The organism is Enterococcus sp. AZ104 (genome assembly GCF_050546705.1).
Classification (GTDB): Bacteria; Bacillota; Bacilli; order Lactobacillales; family Enterococcaceae; genus Enterococcus; species Enterococcus faecalis.
Genome location: NZ_CP172952.1, coordinates 2451820 through 2470610, shown reverse-complemented (window position 1 = coordinate 2470610; position 18791 = coordinate 2451820). Strand labels below are relative to the sequence as shown.

Genomic DNA, 18791 nt, shown 5'->3' with positions numbered 1-18791 from the left:
TGTTTAAATGATTTATCCCAATTCATTAGAAGAACTAGCCACTTATGTTGAAAAAGGTAAAAATGTTTTCTTCTTTACTGCTGATTGGTGCGGAGACTGTCGTTTCATTAAACCAGTCATGCCTGAAATTGAAGAAGCATTTCCAGCGTTTCAATTTATCGAAGTCGACCGTGATCAGTTTATTGACGTGGCTGCCGAGTGGAATATTTTTGGTATTCCGAGTTTTGTCGTAATCGAAAACGGTCAAGAGTTAGGACGCTTAGTAAACAAAGACCGAAAAACAAAAGAAGAAATCAGTGCATTTTTAACTAGCTTAGGCTAATTTTCATGAACCAGAGGAACCATTAAATTAAGAGAGAATCAGCTGGACAAAAGGGCGTTCTGCGTAAGGGTCCTAAATTCATTTTTGACTCTAGTTTCTTAGTCAAAGAAGCCTTTTAGATCAGCCTCCATCGGGAAGGTGACGAAAATGGAAGAACAAATGTATAAAAATATTCTTGTCGGCGTAGACGGTAGTGATCAAGCTAATTTAGCTTATGAACGTGCAATTGAGGTTGCTCGTCGAAACGGAAGCCGAGTCATTGTTGCAAATATTTTAGAAAATCAAGTGTATACAATGATGGGGTATTCGACGTTAAATGATCAATTAATTGATCAAGAAACAGCTGCTGCGGAAGAATTAATGGCCGATTGTAAAAAGTATGCTGAAAGCGTTGATTTTCATAATGTTGAAACAGTTACCATGTTTGGTTCACCCAAAGAAGTCATGAGTCATGAATTACCTGAAAAATACAATGTTGATTTAATTATGGTGGGACAATCAGGATTAAACGCAGTCGAACGTGTGGTCATGGGAAGCGTCAGTAGCTACATTATTCGTCAAGCCCCTTGCGATGTCTTAATTGTTCACTCTGAAGAAAAATAAGCAAAAAAAGTTATTGATTGAATAGAGAGTTGACCCTACGTTTCTTTTGTTTTTTCAAAGGATCAGCGGCTTGTCACTCAAAATTGAGGACTTGGAGAATAAGTCGTAGCGACATATTTTCCAAGTCTTTTAGTTTTTCGACAAAAAAGTATGCACAAGGGGTCAATTTTTGATAAGATAAGACAGGAAAACGACAGAGGAGGAACAGAAATGATTTTTGCATATAACAAAGAACACGTTGGCGATGTCTTACTTGTCATCGTTGCGGACGATCAAGGTGCGGAAAACCAAGTAAAACGTGTCGGCGATGTGGCATGTGTAAGTTTAGTTGAGGCGCCAGAAACAGTGGTAGCTTGGAATATTTTCAATGCTTCAGCGCTTCTAGGTGACATTAATGGCACCGGCCAAGTGACTTTAACCGACGAACAAATTGAAAAAGTCAATACAGCGATTAAAGATGCGGGATTTTCAGAAACCCTTGAAAAAGACGACACCCCTAAAATTGTGGTCGGCTTTGTCAAATCATGTAAAAAACACCCAGATTCAGATCATTTATCTATCACACAAACAGAAGTAGACAACGGCGAAATCTTACAAATTGTTTGTGGCGCACCGAACATCAAAGCAGGACAAAAAGTAGTTGTGGCCAAGCCAGGCGCAATGATGCCTGATGGTTTAATGATTTGGCCAGGGGTTTTACGTGGTGAAGAAAGTTTTGGAATGATTTGTTCAGCAAAAGAATTACGTTTACCAAATGCACCTGCTAAAAAAAGAATCTTAGAATTGCCTTTTGATGCAGAAGTTGGTTCTGCATTTGCGGTAGGAGAATAAAAGAAAGAAACGACCTGTTGTTCAGACAACAGGTCGTTTCTTTCTTTTATTGATTGCTGCGATTATTTTGTTGTGTTAAAGCTGATTTATCAATGGTTAAATCGATGGTTGCTTTCATTTCTTTAGAACCACGATAATAAGTCACTTCCATTTTGTCGCCAACTTTTTTCTTGTAAAGCGCGCTTTGTAAATCTGTAGTAGAGCTTACGTCTTGGCCGTCAACTTTCGTGATAACATCGTATTTTTCCAATCCAGCCTTTTCAGCAGGGGTCGCTGCTTCAACACCACGAACCACTACGCCAGTTTTTACAGAAGCTGGAATTTTTAAAATTTGTTCTTGTTGTTGTGAAGAGATACCTGTTAAATCAGACATCGTAATCCCGAGAGCTGGCCGCGTCACTTTACCATCTTTTTCTAATTGGTTGATAATGTTGACTACGTCATTACTTGGAATGGCAAAGCCCATCCCTTCAACGCTCACTTGACTAGTTGATTGCACAATTTTTACTGAGTTAATGCCAATGACTTGTCCTTCAATATTGATTAGTGGACCACCGGAGTTTCCTGGATTGATGGCAGCATCGGTTTGAATGGCATTAATATTGATGGTTTCACCAGACTCGTTTTTATTGGTAATATTTCTATTCACAGAAGAGATGATTCCTTGTGTGACAGAGTTAGCATAATCAGAGCCTAGAGGGGAACCAATTGCAATAGCAGGCTCACCGACTGTGATTTTACTAGAATTTCCAAACTCAGCGACTTGATCAACTTTGTCGGAAGAAATTTTAATCACGGCTAAATCCGTGTAAGCATCGGTTCCGACTAATTCGCCTTTCACTTTGGTACCATCAGATAAAACAACTTCCAATCCTTGCGCTTTATCTACGACGTGGTTATTTGTCACGACATAAGCCGTTTTACCATCTTTCTTATAAATAACCCCACTACCTTCACTGGCTGCTTCTAAATCGTTACCATTGTTGCCGGAAGAGTCTTGAGTACCTTCATTCCCACCGAACAATCCCCCAAAAGGATCATCTGCCGAAGAATTGTTGCTAGCACTTTGCATATTAATGACAGAAACCACAGAATTTTGAACTTTTTTCACGGCTTTTGTGACATCGCTAGACACATTGTAACTTACATTGCTGACTTTTGTGTCGCCGTGATTAGTGGATGTCGTCGTCGCCGCATTATTTCCGCCGTTGGGTGTGGGAATAATCCCAGAATAAGCGCCTCCTAGAATAAGGGCGCCACCAAGTAAGCCGCCAGCTAAACCAATCCCAAATTTTTGCAATAAACTTTTTTTATCTGAATTAGGTGTAACATCTTTTCGTTGCATAAAATAACCTCCCAATAAGTGCATCTGAATTTTCTATATTAAGTATATCTGTTTCCTACTCCTTTAGTCTATCGAATAGCTTTGAATTTTTTATGAACAACTTAGGGAAAAATTACAGAAAAAATACGAATGAAAAAGTTATACACAGAAAAATGTGAACAAATCGGGAATAACTCTGTGTACAGTTTTCAGAAAAGTTATCCACAGAATGTGGATAATGTGGACAAATCAGTGGCGAATATGTGTTTGTATTGAAAAAGCTGTTAAATAAAGTAAATTTTTAGTTTGTTCTGTGGATAACTCTGTGTATATGTGTATAAGTATGTGGAAACGTTGTGGAAAGTAGCCAAACTTCGTGCTAAAATAAGAAAGAAGAGAAAACGAGAAAGTAGTGGAATAGGTGAAAATTAAACTAGTAACAGTCGGAAAACTGAAAGAAAAATACCTGATTCAAGGCATTAATGAATATCTGAAACGTTTAAATAGCTATGCCAAGATGGAAATCATTGAAGTACCAGATGAAAAAGCCCCAGAAAAACTCAGTGACGCTGAAATGCTTCAAGTCAAAGAAAAAGAAGGCCAACGTATTTTGGGGAAAATTAATGACAACGAATACGTCTTTGTTTTAGCCATTAATGGCAAACAATTATCTAGTGAAGAATTTTCAAAAGAAATTGAACAATTAGGGATTAGTGGCAAAAGTAACCTAACGTTTGTCATTGGTGGTTCTTTAGGTCTCAGTGATTCAGTCCTTCAGCGAAGTAACCAACAAATTTCTTTTGGCCGCTTGACTTATCCACATCAGTTAATGCGTTTGGTATTAGTGGAACAAATTTATCGCGGTTTTCGGATTATGAAAGGGGAACCGTATCATAAATAGGAAGTAGGCTGGTTGCTCAGTAATTTCTATGAATCAAGTCATTGCTTGAAAAATATATGAAGTAAAATATCTTTAGTCTGTTTGTCTGATAGAAAATAAAAAAATTCAATCAAACTGGTTTGAGAGCAACGTTACCGTTCAAACAATAAATAAAAATGAAAGGAATGGCAAAAAACAATGCTCATTCCTCTCGTTTTTTCAAAAAAATTGTCCAATTGTTGTGCCTCAGAAACAGGTTCAGCACCCATAATTATTATTTTAAAATGAGAAAAAATTAAGGGATTATCATAAAAATCAATATTTTTAACGTGAAAAGTTGAATAAGCTCTTTAATGAAGAAAACGCTATTGACAGTAACCAAAAATTACCTTAAAGTGAAAGCGTAAACATGTATAATATTTCATGTGACTAGGGAAAACTAGGCATGAAAAGTCTGTCTGAAGTAATTACTTTAGGTTGTCTTTTCATGCCTAATTTTTATATAGAATACTTAGTAGAGGAGGAAGTTGATTAAATTATCAGAAAAAAGTGTTTGGAAAAGTCGGATTGGTTGCTTAAAAATAGAAAGATATGGGGAAAAATATAATTAAAAAAATAATAGTCGTTGTTGCTTTCATGCTTACAGGCTTCTCGCTAACTGCGATGAGTGCATCTGCAGAAGAAATAACTGATTTATTTTTACAAAAAGAAGTGACATATTCTGGTGTAGAAGGAGGAAAAATTGGAGAGAATTGGAAATACCCTCAATTTGTTGGCGAAAAAGCTGTTGATGGCGATGAAACAACACGCTGGTCCGCTGATAAGCAAGATGAACAATGGTTAATTGTTGATTTGGGTGAAGTAAAAAACATTGGCGAACTCGTTTTACAGTTGCATGCAGAAAGTCCTGTGTATGAAATCTTAGTTTCAACAGATGGTGAAAGCTATCAATCTATCTTTAAAGAAGAGAATGGGAAAGGTGGCCAACCTACTAAAAAATATATTGATGGCAATAATGTACAAGCACGTTTTGTAAAATATCAGCAGATGAAAATGTGGCAACACACAAATAAGCAATTTTACAGTTCAAGTATTATTTCGTTTGAAGCATATGAAAAAAAACGACTGCCAGAAGCGATTAAACTTTTAACAGAGAACCTGACTATTAGTGAAAAAAGAAAGCAACAGCTAGCCTTTGAAGTGTCACCAGCTGGAGTAGATATCACAGAGGATCAGATTGAGTGGTCAAGTAGTGATCCTACCATTGTGACGGTTGACCAAACGGGTAATTTAACAGCAGTTAAGAGTGGTGAAGCGAAAGTAACAGTCAAAATTAAAGGAACAGAAATTAGTGATACAATTCCTGTGACTGTTGTAGCAGAAAATAAACAATATGCGGAAATGCGAGCAAAATGGAAAATGCGATTGTTAGGTACAACGCAGTATGATAACGATGCAGATGTGCAACAGTATCGTGCCCAGATTGCTACGGAGAGTTTAGCATTGTGGCAAACGCTTAATCAAGTAGCAGATCGTGGGTATCTGTGGGAACGAAAACCATCGGATACAGTGTCTGCTGATTACACGACTCAATTTACCAATATTAAAAAATTAGCGTTAGGCTACTATGAACCATCAAGTGAGCTTTTTGAAAAACCGGAAGTTTATGATGCGATTGTTAAAGGCATTGAATTTATGATTGATACAAAAAATACAATGGAACGTATTACACAGGTAACTGGTGGGATTGGCAAATTGGTTCCGCGCAGCCGCTAACAGATACATTGATTTTATTACATGATGACCTATTGAATACAGATGCAGAAAAATTAAATAAATTTACTGCTCCGCTGATGCTGTATGCAAAAGATCCAAACATACAATGGCCAATTTATCGTGCAACAGGGGCTAACTTAACAGATATTTCAATCACCGTTTTAGGTACTGGACTTTTGTTAGAAGATAATCAACGCCTAGTACAAGTACAAGAAGCTGTTCCGTCCGTTTTAAAAAGTGTTTCCTCTGGTGATGGCTTATATCCTGATGGTTCCTTGATTCAACATGGTTATTTTCCGTACAACGGCAGTTACGGGAATGAGTTGCTAAAAGGGTTTGGACGAATTCAGACTATTTTACAAGGTTCCGACTGGGAGATGAATGACCCTAACATTAGTAATTTATTTAATGTTGTTGATAAAGGTTACTTACAATTGATGGTAAATGGAAAAATGCCATCGATGGTTTCTGGTAGAAGTATTTCCAGAGCGCCAGAAACGAATCCTTTTACTACAGAGTTTGAATCGGGTAAAGAAACAATAGCTAATTTAACCTTAATTGCAAAATTTGCACCAGAAAATTTAAGAAATGACATTTATACATCTATCCAAACGTGGCTTCAACAAAGTGGGTCATACTATCATTTCTTTAAAAAACCAAGAGATTTTGAAGCGTTAATTGACTTGAAAAATGTGGTGAATAGTGCGTCACCTGCCCAAGCGACACCAATGCAATCTTTAAATGTATATGGTTCGATGGATCGAGTCCTACAGAAAAATAACGAATATGCGGTGGGTATCAGTATGTATTCACAACGTGTCGGAAACTATGAATTTGGGAATACGGAAAATAAAAAAGGCTGGCATACAGCAGACGGCATGCTTTATTTATACAATCAAGACTTTGCTCAGTTTGATGAAGGATACTGGGCAACGATCGATCCATATCGATTACCAGGAACGACAGTTGACACAAGAGAATTGGTAAATGGTGCTTATACAGGGAAACGCAGTCCCCAGTCATGGGTAGGTGGCTCAAATAATGGACAGGTTGCCTCTATAGGAATGTTTTTAGATAAAAGTAATGAAGGAATGAACTTAGTTGCTAAAAAATCTTGGTTCTTATTAGATGGTCAAATCATTAATTTGGGAAGTGGCATTACTGGTACGACAGATGCTTCGATTGAAACAATCCTCGATAATCGGATGATTCATCCACAGGAAGTGAAGCTTAACCAAGGTTCAGACAAAGATAATTCTTGGATTAGTTTAAGCGCAGCGAATCCATTGAATAACATTGGCTATGTTTTTCCTAATTCAATGAATACGCTTGATGTTCAAATAGAAGAACGCTCTGGTCGCTACGGAGATATTAACGAATACTTTGTTAATGATAAAACCTATACAAATACATTTGCTAAAATTAGTAAAAATTATGGCAAGACTGTTGAAAATGGTACTTACGAATATTTAACAGTGGTTGGGAAAACGAATGAAGAAATCGCAGCTCTTTCTAAAAACAAAGGCTATACTGTTCTAGAAAATACAGCAAACTTACAAGCCATTGAAGCAGGTAATTATGTCATGATGAATACATGGAATAATGACCAAGAAATTGCAGGACTGTATGCGTATGATCCAATGTCGGTTATTTCAGAAAAAATTGATAACGGTGTTTATCGCTTAACTCTTGCGAATCCTTTACAAAATAATGCATCCGTTTCTATTGAATTTGATAAGGGCATTCTTGAAGTAGTCGCAGCGGACCCAGAAATTTTTGTTGACCAAAATATTATCACTTTAAATAGTGCGGGGTTAAATGGCAGCTCGCGTTCAATCACTGTTAAAACAACTCCTGAAGTAACGAAAGAAGCGTTAGAAAAATTAATTCAGGAACAAAAAGAACACCAAGAAAAAGACTACACCGCAAGCAGCTGGAAAGTCTACAGCGAAGCATTGAAACAAGCACAAACTGTGGCAGATCAAACAACAGCGACACAAGCAGAAGTAGACCAAGCAGAAGCAAAACTACGTTCGGCGGTGAAGCAATTGGTAAAAGTGCCAACTAAAGAAGTAGATAAAACCAACTTGTTGAAAATCATCAAAGAAAACGAGAAACACCAAGAAAAAGACTACACCGCAAGCAGCTTGAAAGTCTACAGCGAAGCATTGAAACAAGCACAAACTGTGGCAGATCAAACAACAGCAACGCAAGCAGAAGTAGACCAAGCAGAAACAGAGTTACGTTCGGCAGTGAAGCAATTGGTAAAAGTGCCAACTAAAGAAGTAGATAAAACCAACTTGTTGAAAATCATCAAAGAAAACGAGAAACACCAAGAAAAAGATTACACCGCAAGTAGCTGGAAAGTCTACAGTGAAGCATTGAAACAAGCACAAACTGTGGCAGATCAAACAACAGCAACACAAGCAGAAGTAGACCAAGCAGAAGCAGAGCTACGCTCGGCAGTGAAGCAATTGGCAAAAGTGCCAACTAAAGAAGTAGATAAAACCAACTTGTTGAAAATCATCAAAGAAAATGAGAAAAACCAAGAAAAAGACTACACCGCAAGCAGCTGGAAAGTCTACAGCGAAGCATTGAAGCAAGCGCAAACTGTGGCAGATCAAACAACAGCAACGCAAGCAGAAGTAGACCAAGCAGAAGCAAAACTACGTTCGGCGGTGGAGCAATTAACATTGAAAAATAGTGGGGAAAATAAAAAGGAACAAAAAAATGGGGGGAATAATGGACACTTAAATACTAGTGCGGGAGTTGATCAAACTGGTACGAAACAAGTTAAGCCATCAAGCCAAGGTGGTTTCAGAAAAGCTAGCCAATTTTTGCCGAGCACAGGAGAAAAGAAATCAATCGCGCTTGTGATTATTGGTCTTCTAGTTATCGCCAGTGGGTGTCTTTTAGTTTTTCGTAAAAGTAAATCGAAGAAGTAAAAAATTACGGATTCACTAAAAACATAATGAAAAAGCAGACTTCCATACAAGAAGTCTGCTTTTTCATTAATCACTCCGCTTCCGCATTTTGCAAGTCAGCGACATCAGTCAGATAAGTGGCTTCATCCAACAAATCTTCCGAATGTGCGACATAAATCGCAGTGGCGCTATCACCAACCACGTTTAGGCTAGTAACGAGCATTTCGATTGGACGATTAATGGCTAAAATCAATGAATACGTCGCAATCGCAATCTCATTGTTATAGTTTAAACCAGTTAAAATAGTGAAAAGGATAATTCCGCCAGCGCCAGGTGCCGCCGGTGTACCAATAGATGACATTAAAGCTAAAATGGCAATCAAGGCAATATTAGCTGGTGTCACTTCATAACCAGCTACGCCCGCCACAAAAATAGCCGCAATTACTTGCATAATCGCTGTGCCGTTCATATTAATAGTCATTCCTAACGGCAAGACAAAGGCGGCAACATCGCTGTCGACACCTAACTCTTCAACCGTTGTTTTTGTATTTAACGGTAAAGTGGCTGCCGAAGAAGAAGTAGAAAATCCAAAGACCACAACTTTCATAATCTTTTTAATAAAAGGAACAGGATTTAATTTTGTCGCAAATAAGATAAATAATGGGTAACCGATCATCAAAAAGGCTAAGAGCGTCGCTGTCGTTGTTACGACGTAGACTAACGCTGGTTTTAAATAATCAATCCCGTAAGAAGCAAACGTCCGAACTAACAACATAAAGACGGCGATAGGAGCAAATTTAGTAATTACAAAGGTTAAAAATAACGTGACCATCGCATTGACTTCTTCAATTAATTTTTTGAAAACACGAATTTTACCCCCTAATGCATTAATACATAAACCAGTAATCACTGCCAACACAACAACGGCTAAAATTGCACCATTGTCGCTAAATGCAGAACCGATATTTTTCGTGACAGCATTGACAATCACCATTAATGGGTTGCCGCTCGTACTTACTTCGACAGGAGCTAGCGTTTCAGATAACGACACATTAAAAGCGCCAGTTAAATATACGCTATAGCCCACAATTCCAGCCGTTAATAGAGCAATCAGTGACATCGATAAAAAGCCAAAAATCGTTTTATAAGAAATTCGTCCTAATTTTTGCGTATCGGTAATATGACAAATGGCTAAAGTAATTGAAGTAAAGACCATCGGCACAATTACTAATTGTAGGCCGTTGATAAATAGTTGACCAATAATATAGAAAAGCCCAATCGCAGATTGTCCTTTTTCAGGATCTGAAATATCTTGGAAAAGAATCTGATTGATTGTCTGCCACACAGCGCCTTGATTGCTGCGAATAAGGTGCTCTCTTAAAAATAAAAAGCCGAGCCCAACGATTAAACCTCCCACCAATGAAATCACCATTTTTTTGGTAAATGAGATACCTTTCACTTCACGTTTTTTCTTTTCCACTTTGTTGCCTCCCAAATAAATTGATTAAGCACCGCGCAAAAAAAGCCTTGCACACAAAAAAAGGGCAAGACATCTCGTATCATTCACTATACAAAAATACAGAATTTTACAGAACTTTGCCTTGTTAGCCTCTCGGACTATCTTAAAGGTACTTTTCCACATACTAAGGGAAACTACGAGAATTGTCAATTCTTTTTTACTTAGGGGGGTGTTATTTTTGAAGAAATGAAAGGAAAGAAACAGACGTTTTTCATTTTTTGTTTAATGATTGTGTTAAAATAATCATTAGTAGAATAAGTGAAAGGAAATATTACCTTTCTATATGATAGGAGAGTATTTTTAATGAGAAGTGATCGACATCATAATAACAAGTATTTAGGAATAGTGATTGGATTATTAATTGTTATTATTGGATTATTAGTATTCATCTTAGTGAATGGGCAAACAAATTTAAAAAGAAAGACGGTAGAAGAAGTAGATGCAACACCATCTTCCTCGACAAAGACCGTTAGCAGTTATTCAAGTACCTCAGTGGTGAAAGAAAGTGAAAGTAGTTCAGCAGTTACTACTATTTCAGATGAAGAAAATGTGGCTGCAGAAGCAGTAAAAAAACTCTCCACTAGCCAACGTGCGGCGTTAGTTATTTTGGGTGCGCCTTCAGGATGGCGGTTTAATGGCTATCCAGCTCAAGAAAATTCGAATCAATCAGTTCAAGAGATTGCTTTATCCAATATGAATACTATAACGTTAACCAAAGTAAGTAGTAAGTTAAGTGATAACACTAGTGAAAATGATCAAATGTTTTTTGCAACTGGGAAAAATATACAAGGTGTTGGCGGTGTTCCCTCGCAAATCTATGCGTTCGGACGTGATGGTGAAATGATTTACTATTATGTTGTTAAAACGAAACTGGATAATTCATCCGCTCAACCAACAGCGATAAACTTGGGACAAGCTAATATGAATAAAATTTGGAAAAATTTTTTTGATGTGGGTGATTTAAGTAGTATGAATCGAGTGGCGGATCAGATTGTCATAAAGTAATAGAGCACTGATTTAGAAAAGGAGTTAAAGCGTATGTTTAATCATCGTCACCAAAAAAATAAATACTTCTTTGTTGTGATTATACTGCTACTAGTCATTATTGGGTTACTTATTTTTATTATTGTTACTGGTGGAAAAAATTCTGAAAAACAAACAAAAAGTTCCAGCAAAACAACCCAAACAACAAAAATTAGTAAAGAGAGTTTGAAAACCATACCTCAAACAATGAGTTCACAGCAAAATAGTTCAACAAGATTAAACGAAAGGAATTATACGGAGTCAGAGAAGCGAGCAATAACTAATGAATTTCTGCTCTGGGCTAGTAAGCGAGCAGAAATTGGTGGAATGGCTGTTACCACTAGATTTTTTGATCATGGAGCTAGTGGTAAAGGTGATTGGTATGCATTAACACCAGATTGGCAAGCTATTTTAGTTCAGCGGCAAGATTCATCTAGACAAAATAGCTACTCTATTCAAGCCTTGGGTGGGGTAACATTTTATACTTCGAAAGATGGCACCTTGGGCCAGTCTGATAAAGTAATGACTTCGGCTTTAGCAGCAGGCTATAATGAAGTTGCTGATTTAGGAAAACCAATTATAAAATATTTACTTGGTGATGATGGTGAAATTTATGAATATCACAGTAGTGGTTCTTTTACAGATGGTTTTTATGAGATGGATGATAAAGGCAATCGGCAAGAAAATGGAAGGCCTATTCAAACATTTACCCTTTCTGCAGATACCGCAGCCAAAAAAGAACTACAACGGATTCTTTTGCAGTATAATAGAAAATAGAAACGAAAGAACAGGCACCAACACAAAGGAGGTATTTTTATGAAAGTCACTCAACTTTCTAGTGAAACCCTTGACCGAGCGCATGAACGTTTTGAAGAAACACTTGCGCAAATGACCGTTGCCGAAGCAAACACGATGCCCGCTCCATTAATCAAGTCTGTTACTTGGCTGATGTGGCACACAGCCAGAGAATTAGACCTACAAATTTCCGCACTTAATCATAGTGAACCGTTATGGCTTAGCCAACACTGGACAGAAAAATTTGCCTTGGATTTGCCAGATGAGACAGAAGACTGGCATCACACACCAGAAGAAGCGGCGAAAGTCGTGGTGGCAGAAAAGCAATTGCTTAGTGACTATTTGGCTGCCAGTGTGGCACTTACCAAAAGCTATTTAGACCAAATCAAAGAAGAACAATTGTCAGACGTGATTGATAAAAATTGGACCCCGCCGGTGACTAGACAAGTGCGTTTAGTTTCAGCGATTGATGATGCAGTGATGCATTCTGGGCAAGCCGTTTATACACGAAGATTAGTCATTGGAAAATGATAAATAAGCAAAAACAAAAAATGCTTCTGCCTAAGCAGGAGTATTTTTTATTGAGAGAAAAAATACATAAAAATAATGAACGAAGAACTGTCCACTTTTTCCCTAGTTGAAACGTTGTATAAGTGAAAGGAGAAATCAGATGAAAAAGGAGGCAAATTTTGACGAAGTACTATTTTCTTTGGGGCAAGAAGTCATCCAAGTCTTGATTCGCCGAGGAGCAAGTCTTGAAGATGCACAAGATGCAGTGTCGCAAACGTATACAACGATTTTTTCAATATTACCTGAAATTACATCAGAAAATCTACGCCCGTGGTTTTTCCGAGTAACATTTAATTACTACATTACGATGTATCGAAAAAAGAAACGAGAACGCACTTTTGTGGCAAACAGCCATCCTGTGCAATCAATAGAAAAAATGGAAGGGCAAGAGTTATTATTATTGATTGATTCCTTAAAAGATGAGGAACAAGAACTAATACTTTTGAAATATTATTATCAATTATCGTATGCCGAGATTGCGTTGATTTTAGAATTATCTGTTGAAAATGTTCGCAAAAAATTGTATCGCACACGTCAAAAATTAAAAAAAGAACTGGAGGAATAGAAGTGGATTTAAAAAAAAGTATTCGTAAAGCGAAAAGAAAACAATTTATCGTGATTGGTGCCATAACCGTTGTTAGTTTTGCCGTATTGTTTGTCGGTTTTTTTGTGGGAATGGATAAACTTTCGACGAAAAACTATCATACCCTACTAGAAGTAATTAATGATCAAGAAATGATTGCTTCACCAAACACTCAATTAGATTCCCAAGTAATTGCTAATAGTTCGCCTTTTGGGGGCGAAGTTGTAACTAATCGTTCAAAAAATATTGATGGTTACACGGTGGAGTGGAGTAATTTACGTAGCAGATATAGCTTTTTCAGAAATTCGATTGACTGGAATGAAGTCTATCCTGGTAGCTATTATTCTTCTAAGAATTTTTATGAATACAACCGACAAACCAAGCAGAAAGTAGCATCTTTTTATAACCCAGCGATTACCAATTACTATGGTGGTATCAAAAACGAATTAAGTGAATTAGATAAAATGGAAAACCAAGTAGCGGAAGTGGCGATTTCTTTTGATAAACCTTATCCATATGAAGAAGTCCGCAAAATGTTACCGAGCAATGTCAACTTAGTTTGGCTCTATGTTTACTCCGAAACGGTTAATGAAAAAGAGGGGCCTTCTGGTACGCTGCCTTATGGTTTTCAATTAAGCATGGACGATCAAAATGAAATATTTGATCCTGAAAACGACAAGCAACACTTTTTTGAAACCTTAGAAAAATCCCCCATGTTTGCTGACAACCAAGAAGGCCAAAAGTTTATCCAACAAAATAAAAATAAAAAAGTCGAAAAATTACCTATTTGGGGAGTCATGCTCACCGGACAAACCAAAAATTTCAAAGCCTTACAAAATGAACCTTTTGTTCGTGGGGCTTCAATTGGCGTGACCGCACCTATCGTTCCTTATATTCAGCCAGAGAAATAAACGTTCTTCAAAACTCTAAGCCTTCCGACTGATTTTGCTTCAACGATATTGTCAGTAAAAATAGAAAACGTTATAATAGAATGGATCACAGGAAGTGCTTCTACAATGCGTGGGAGCACTTTTTTTACTTATCTATGAGGAGGGCAAGTGAATGTTTTTTAATTTTATTGGGTTAACGTTATTTTTTGGTATCGGGATCTTAGTTGCGAATGGCGCCAAAATTGTAGCGAATAAAGGGAAAAAGAGTAAGGGGACCATTCTATTAATGGTGATGGAATTGCTCTTGTTAGGTATCTTTTTATTTGTGACTTTGCCAAGTAAAAATCTTTCAACCGTGTTATGGATTAATCTGATTGGCGCAGTGATTGCTAGTGGGGTGTTATTAAGTACACGCTTAGCTAGTAAAGTCGAAGTTCCTGGTATCCAAAAGGGCCGCAAAGAAGTAGGAAAGAATACCAACAAAACGGCTAACAAAGACTGGTCTGGCAAAATTTTGGGTGTTGCCGTTTTGGCAATGATTTTATTGACTGTTGTCAGTAGTATTACCAGAATCTCTTCTATTGATGAAATTTATCAAACGATTCCTTTAAAAACGGAAGAAAAAGCTGAAGTTTTAACTTCGGCGAAAGAAACACCCATTGCGATTGCACCACAAACGGCGAAACGAAAAATGTTACAGAAATTTTCCGTCATTCCCAATTCCAATATGTTTACTTTGGATGGTATAACGGCACAAGTTGTCAATGGCGAGTATGTTTATGTAGCAACAGTCGAATTTAATGGCTTCTTTAAATGGCTAAAACTGGGGGAAGTACCTGGCTATTTCATCATTAGTGCGACAGATATCAACGCACAGCCAGAATTTGTAGAAAAACCAATTGTTTATACTCCTTCAGCTTACTTTGGCAAAGATGCCGCACGAAAAATTTATTCCGCTTATCCAGGTTATGCAGCAACTGGCACAATCAATTTAGAGCTGGACGACCAAGGGAATCCTTACTATATTCAAACGCTTTACAAAGAGTATGGGGTTTCTGGTCGCATGCACTATAATGAATTTAAAACGGCGGTATTAAATGCTACAACAGGAGAAGTTAACGTTTATGACAGTCAAAAAGCCCCAAGTTTCGTTGATGCGCCGATTACTAGCTCAGCGGCGAATAGCTTAAATGAATTCTTTGGTCGTTACAGTCAAGGCTGGTGGAACCAGACGATGTTTGGTGCCAAAAAAGATGTCAAAATTCCAACTGAAAATGGTATTTATGCATCAGGACAAATTACGCCGATGATGAACAAGGAAGGGAACCAGTTGCTTTATTTTACGGACTTTACAAGTAGTGAAAAAGACCAAGATTCCGCTTTAGGTTACTCCTTAATCAATGCCCGAACAGGCCAAGTTACGTATTATCGTGATACTAAAGTCGGCATTATGGATAGTGATGGCGCCATTTCTATCGCCTCAAAAATTTATCCAGAAAAGAAATGGAAAGCTAGTATGCCAGTCCTTTATAATATTGATGGCGTGCCAACGTGGATTGTTTCGTTAATGGACAGTAAAGGGATTTTCAAAAAATATGTCTATATAAACGCCGTAGATAATGATATTGTGATTGATGCAGACACGGCACAAGGCGCATTAGACGCTTATCGAATTGAATTAGTAACCAAAGGAAGCAACAATGAAAATACAGACAAAGCCAACTTGAAAACGATGCAAGGTAAAGTAGCTCGTGTCTCAGTAGTAGCTGGGGAAGCGCAAACGGTAGTTTCATTTTTACTAGAAGATGAAAAAACCATTTTTAGCGTAACGACTAATAACAGTCCGCTGGCGCTATTCTTAAAAGAGGGCGACCAAGTGACATTTAAAGCCGTAGTGACTGAAAATGCTAAAGCAGCGAATGTTGAAGAATTGAAAATTGCAGGATTAAACTAAATAAAACACCTCTTTTCTATAGAAAAGAGGTGTTTTATTCTTGGAAAAGAAGAAAAATCCACTTATTTCTGCTATGATAATAGAGAAAAAGAATACGAAGGAGCTTCGCCCATGCGCAACATAAAATTAACCATTGAATACGATGGTAAAAGATACTCAGGTTGGCAACGACTAGGTAATTCAGAGAAAACGATTCAAGGGAAAATTGAAAGTATTTTAACACAAATGACGGGTGAACCGATTGAAATTATTGGCTCAGGCAGAACGGATGCCGGCACGCATGCACGTGGTCAAGTAGCGAATTTTAAAACGACTAGTTCACTAACAACAACCGAAATGTTATCCTTTTTAAATCGATATTTACCTGGCGATATTGTTGTTAAAGAAGTTACAGAAATGCCTGAACGTTTTCATGCACGGTATAACGCTACAGGCAAACAATACAGCTACTATGTTTGGAATAGCCCAATTCCTAATGCCTTTGAACGGTATCATAGTTTTCACTTTCCCAAAGCGTTGGATCAAGAAAAAATGGAACAAGCTTGCCAAAAATTAATAGGGACCCATGATTTTATTGGTTTTTCAGCATTGAAAAAAACCAAAAAATCGACTACTCGAACGATTGAAAAGATTACGATTGAAAGAAACGGCGAAATGTTACAGTTCACTTTTGTGGGCAATGGTTTCTTGCATAAAATGGTCCGCATCCTCGTTGGGACACTTTTAGAAATTGGTGCAGGCACCAAAGAATTAGCGATAATTGATGAATTGTTCGCAACAAAAGTCCGAGAAGGCGCAGGTGAAACGGCTCCTGCACAAGGGTTGTTTTTAGATGAAGTGTATTATAAATAACAAAAAATAAATTTTCTTTAACCACACCAATTAAAAAGTTGAACTTCATCTAAAAAGTGCTAACGTTAAGAAGAGATTAACAATAGAAAGAGGTCATTTTTTTGCTATCTTTACTTATTTCTGTCAAAAAACTATTTTCATCTTTTTTAGGTATCTTAAAAAAAGAAGACACTCGTGCCTTGTTCTTTTTACTGGCAACCACGTTGTTGAGTGGGACTATTTTTTATTCAACAGTGGAAAAATTGTCGCCATTAGATTCGTTATATTTAAGTTTCATGACGTTAACCACGATTGGTTATGGAGATGTGCATCCAGTTACTGACTTGGGAAAAATTTTCACCATGGTTTATGCTACAGTAGGCTTGGGGATTATGGCTATGTTTATTTCGGTCGTAGCAAAATCCTACTTGTATTCTAAACAAAGTCATCACCACCATCACCATAAAAACAAAGAACATTCAGCGGAAAAGTCTTCAGAAAAATAGACGAAATTGATGAGTTGACCAAGTGTTTCTCGAAAAATGAAAGTTTTTTGAGAAACACTCTTTTTTTATCTTAATAATTATGGTAGTATGTCCCAAACTGTATTTTATTTTAAAGGAGCGTGAAGTGAATGGTCAAAGCGATTCGGAAATTATCGTTAATTCAAAAAATCATGATAGGGATTGTGATTGGAACCACCTTGGGTTTCTTGGTGCCAGAATGGACCTTCATCAGCGTTCTTGGTGAATTGTTTGTGGGCGCCTTAAAAGCAATTGCGCCGATTTTAGTTTTTGTCTTAATTATTGCGTCGCTAGCCCAACAAAAGGCTGGGGCGAAAACATATGTTGGATCAATTTTAGTTGTGTATCTGTTAGCGACATTTTTGGCAGCTGTTGTTGCCGTGACGGCAAGCTATCTGTTTCCCGTTAAGATTGTCTTGGAGGCGGCGCAGGAAGCGCAAGCAGCCCCAACGCAACTTAGTGATGTTTTAAGCAATGTGTTAACAAGCGTTGTCCAAAATCCGATTCAAGCGATGATTGAAGGCAATTATTTATCTGTTTTATTTTGGTCCTCATTAATCGGTATTGGGTTACGTCAAAGTTCGGTCGCTACCAAGGATGTGATTGCCAATCTTTCAACAGGGATTACCACGGTCGTTCAAATGATTATCGGCATTGCGCCAATTGGAATTCTAGGTTTGGTGTTTCATTCGGTGGCAACAACAGGCATTGCAGGGTTAGCCAAGTATGGTCAGTTACTATTATTGTTAATTGGTACGATGGCCGTGGTTGCTTTAGTCGTTTATCCAGCGATTGTTTTTTGGAATATTCGGCAAAATCCGTATCCGTTAGTCTTTTTTGTATTAAAGGAAAGTGCGATTCCCGCATTCTTTACACGTAGTTCTGCGGCCAATATTCCCATTAATATGGAATTGGCGAAAGCAATGGATTTAAATGAAGAATCTTATGCGGTCTCTATTCCGCTGGGCGCAACGATTAATATGGGCGGCGCAGCCATTACGATTACTATTATGACATTGGCGGCAGTCCACACATTAGGCATGTCCGTGCCAATCTATTTAGCATTATTGTTGAGTATCATCGCCGCTGTTTCTGCTTGTGGGGCTTCAGGAATTGCTGGTGGTTCCTTGTTGTTAATTCCGCTTGCATGTAGTTTGTTTGGCATTTCCAATGACATTGCCATGCAAGTCGTCGGCGTTGGCTTTATCGTCGGCGTAGTCCAAGATTCCATTGAAACAGCGTTGAACTCTTCTAGTGACTTGTTGTTTACCACCTCAGTTGAGTTAGCAGACCGACGTAAAAATGGTGAAATTATTGATGTCAAAGTGTTAATTGGCAAAAGTCAATTGGTTGTCGAACAAGAAAATATTTAAAAGAAAGGAACAACCAGCTAAAATGCGGGTTGTTCCTTTCTTTTATAATCTCGGCCCCATTTTTTTCAG

15 protein-coding genes and 1 pseudogene are annotated in these 18791 nt (G+C 37.6%); 14 read left to right on the top strand and 2 right to left on the bottom strand.

What is annotated here, in order from left to right:
• Positions 1-7: 7 nt before the first annotated feature.
• The 3 genes from IGJ37_RS11810 to ytpR all read left to right on the top strand — a co-directional run bounded on the left by IGJ37_RS11810 (position 8) and on the right by ytpR (position 1756).
• Complete coding sequence (locus tag IGJ37_RS11810) at positions 8-322, top strand: thioredoxin family protein (protein ID WP_002355015.1); 315 nt, start codon at positions 8-10, stop codon at positions 320-322.
• Between the two features lie 147 nt (positions 323-469).
• Positions 470-925 carry a universal stress protein gene (locus IGJ37_RS11805; protein ID WP_002385249.1) on the top strand — a complete coding sequence of 152 codons (456 nt, stop codon included), beginning with the start codon at positions 470-472 and terminating at the stop codon, positions 923-925.
• A gap of 210 nt (positions 926-1135) precedes the next feature.
• Positions 1136-1756, top strand: coding sequence for a YtpR family tRNA-binding protein (ytpR, locus tag IGJ37_RS11800; RefSeq protein WP_325815199.1), 621 nt, complete (start codon positions 1136-1138; stop codon positions 1754-1756).
• Positions 1757-1802: 46 nt separating this feature from the next.
• Here the strand turns inward: ytpR and IGJ37_RS11795 are convergent, their stop codons facing one another.
• The gene (locus IGJ37_RS11795; RefSeq protein WP_002368406.1) at positions 1803-3101 is read right to left on the bottom strand and encodes a S1C family serine protease; all 1299 of its coding nucleotides are present in this window, start codon (positions 3099-3101) and stop codon (positions 1803-1805) included.
• A 400-nt stretch (positions 3102-3501) separates the two neighbouring features.
• On the opposite strand from IGJ37_RS11795, the gene rlmH reads away from it, so the two are divergent.
• Both rlmH and IGJ37_RS11785 read left to right on the top strand, forming a co-directional pair.
• Positions 3502-3981 carry a 23S rRNA (pseudouridine(1915)-N(3))-methyltransferase RlmH gene (gene rlmH / locus IGJ37_RS11790; protein ID WP_002355021.1) on the top strand — a complete coding sequence of 160 codons (480 nt, stop codon included), beginning with the start codon at positions 3502-3504 and terminating at the stop codon, positions 3979-3981.
• 582 nt (positions 3982-4563) lie between these two features.
• Positions 4564-8681 (top strand): annotated as a pseudogene (locus IGJ37_RS11785) (EF3023 family LPXTG-anchored polysaccharide lyase).
• Positions 8682-8751: 70 nt separating this feature from the next.
• On the opposite strand, the gene IGJ37_RS11780 reads toward IGJ37_RS11785, so the two are convergent.
• Positions 8752-10155 carry a dicarboxylate/amino acid:cation symporter gene (locus IGJ37_RS11780; RefSeq protein WP_325815198.1) on the bottom strand — a complete coding sequence of 468 codons (1404 nt, stop codon included), beginning with the start codon at positions 10153-10155 and terminating at the stop codon, positions 8752-8754.
• Between the two features lie 327 nt (positions 10156-10482).
• Between IGJ37_RS11780 and IGJ37_RS11775 the strand changes: the two genes are divergently transcribed.
• From IGJ37_RS11775 to sstT, 9 genes are all read left to right on the top strand, one after another.
• Complete coding sequence (locus IGJ37_RS11775; RefSeq protein WP_002407861.1) at positions 10483-11184, top strand: hypothetical protein; 702 nt, start codon at positions 10483-10485, stop codon at positions 11182-11184.
• A gap of 33 nt (positions 11185-11217) precedes the next feature.
• Positions 11218-11979 (top strand): hypothetical protein, encoded by a 762-nt coding sequence (locus IGJ37_RS11770; protein WP_016626298.1) that lies wholly within the window; start codon positions 11218-11220, stop codon positions 11977-11979.
• 39 nt (positions 11980-12018) lie between these two features.
• On the top strand, positions 12019-12528 hold the full coding sequence (gene gst / locus IGJ37_RS11765) for a DinB family glutathione transferase (RefSeq protein ID WP_002361063.1): 510 nt from the start codon (positions 12019-12021) through the stop codon (positions 12526-12528).
• 139 nt (positions 12529-12667) lie between these two features.
• Positions 12668-13132 (top strand): RNA polymerase sigma factor, encoded by a 465-nt coding sequence (locus IGJ37_RS11760; RefSeq protein WP_070416085.1) that lies wholly within the window; start codon positions 12668-12670, stop codon positions 13130-13132.
• A 2-nt stretch (positions 13133-13134) separates the two neighbouring features.
• Positions 13135-14061, top strand: a complete 927-nt coding sequence (locus IGJ37_RS11755; protein ID WP_002365315.1) for an anti-sigma factor — start codon at positions 13135-13137, stop codon at positions 14059-14061.
• Positions 14062-14212: 151 nt separating this feature from the next.
• Positions 14213-15994 (top strand): hypothetical protein, encoded by a 1782-nt coding sequence (locus IGJ37_RS11750; protein ID WP_010830683.1) that lies wholly within the window; start codon positions 14213-14215, stop codon positions 15992-15994.
• Between the two features lie 111 nt (positions 15995-16105).
• Positions 16106-16846 (top strand): tRNA pseudouridine(38-40) synthase TruA, encoded by a 741-nt coding sequence (gene truA, locus IGJ37_RS11745; protein WP_002355033.1) that lies wholly within the window; start codon positions 16106-16108, stop codon positions 16844-16846.
• 101 nt (positions 16847-16947) lie between these two features.
• Positions 16948-17331 (top strand): potassium channel family protein, encoded by a 384-nt coding sequence (locus tag IGJ37_RS11740; RefSeq protein ID WP_002355036.1) that lies wholly within the window; start codon positions 16948-16950, stop codon positions 17329-17331.
• Positions 17332-17459: 128 nt separating this feature from the next.
• On the top strand, positions 17460-18722 hold the full coding sequence (gene sstT / locus IGJ37_RS11735; RefSeq protein ID WP_010825531.1) for a serine/threonine transporter SstT: 1263 nt from the start codon (positions 17460-17462) through the stop codon (positions 18720-18722).
• The last annotated feature ends 69 nt before the right edge of the window (positions 18723-18791 follow it).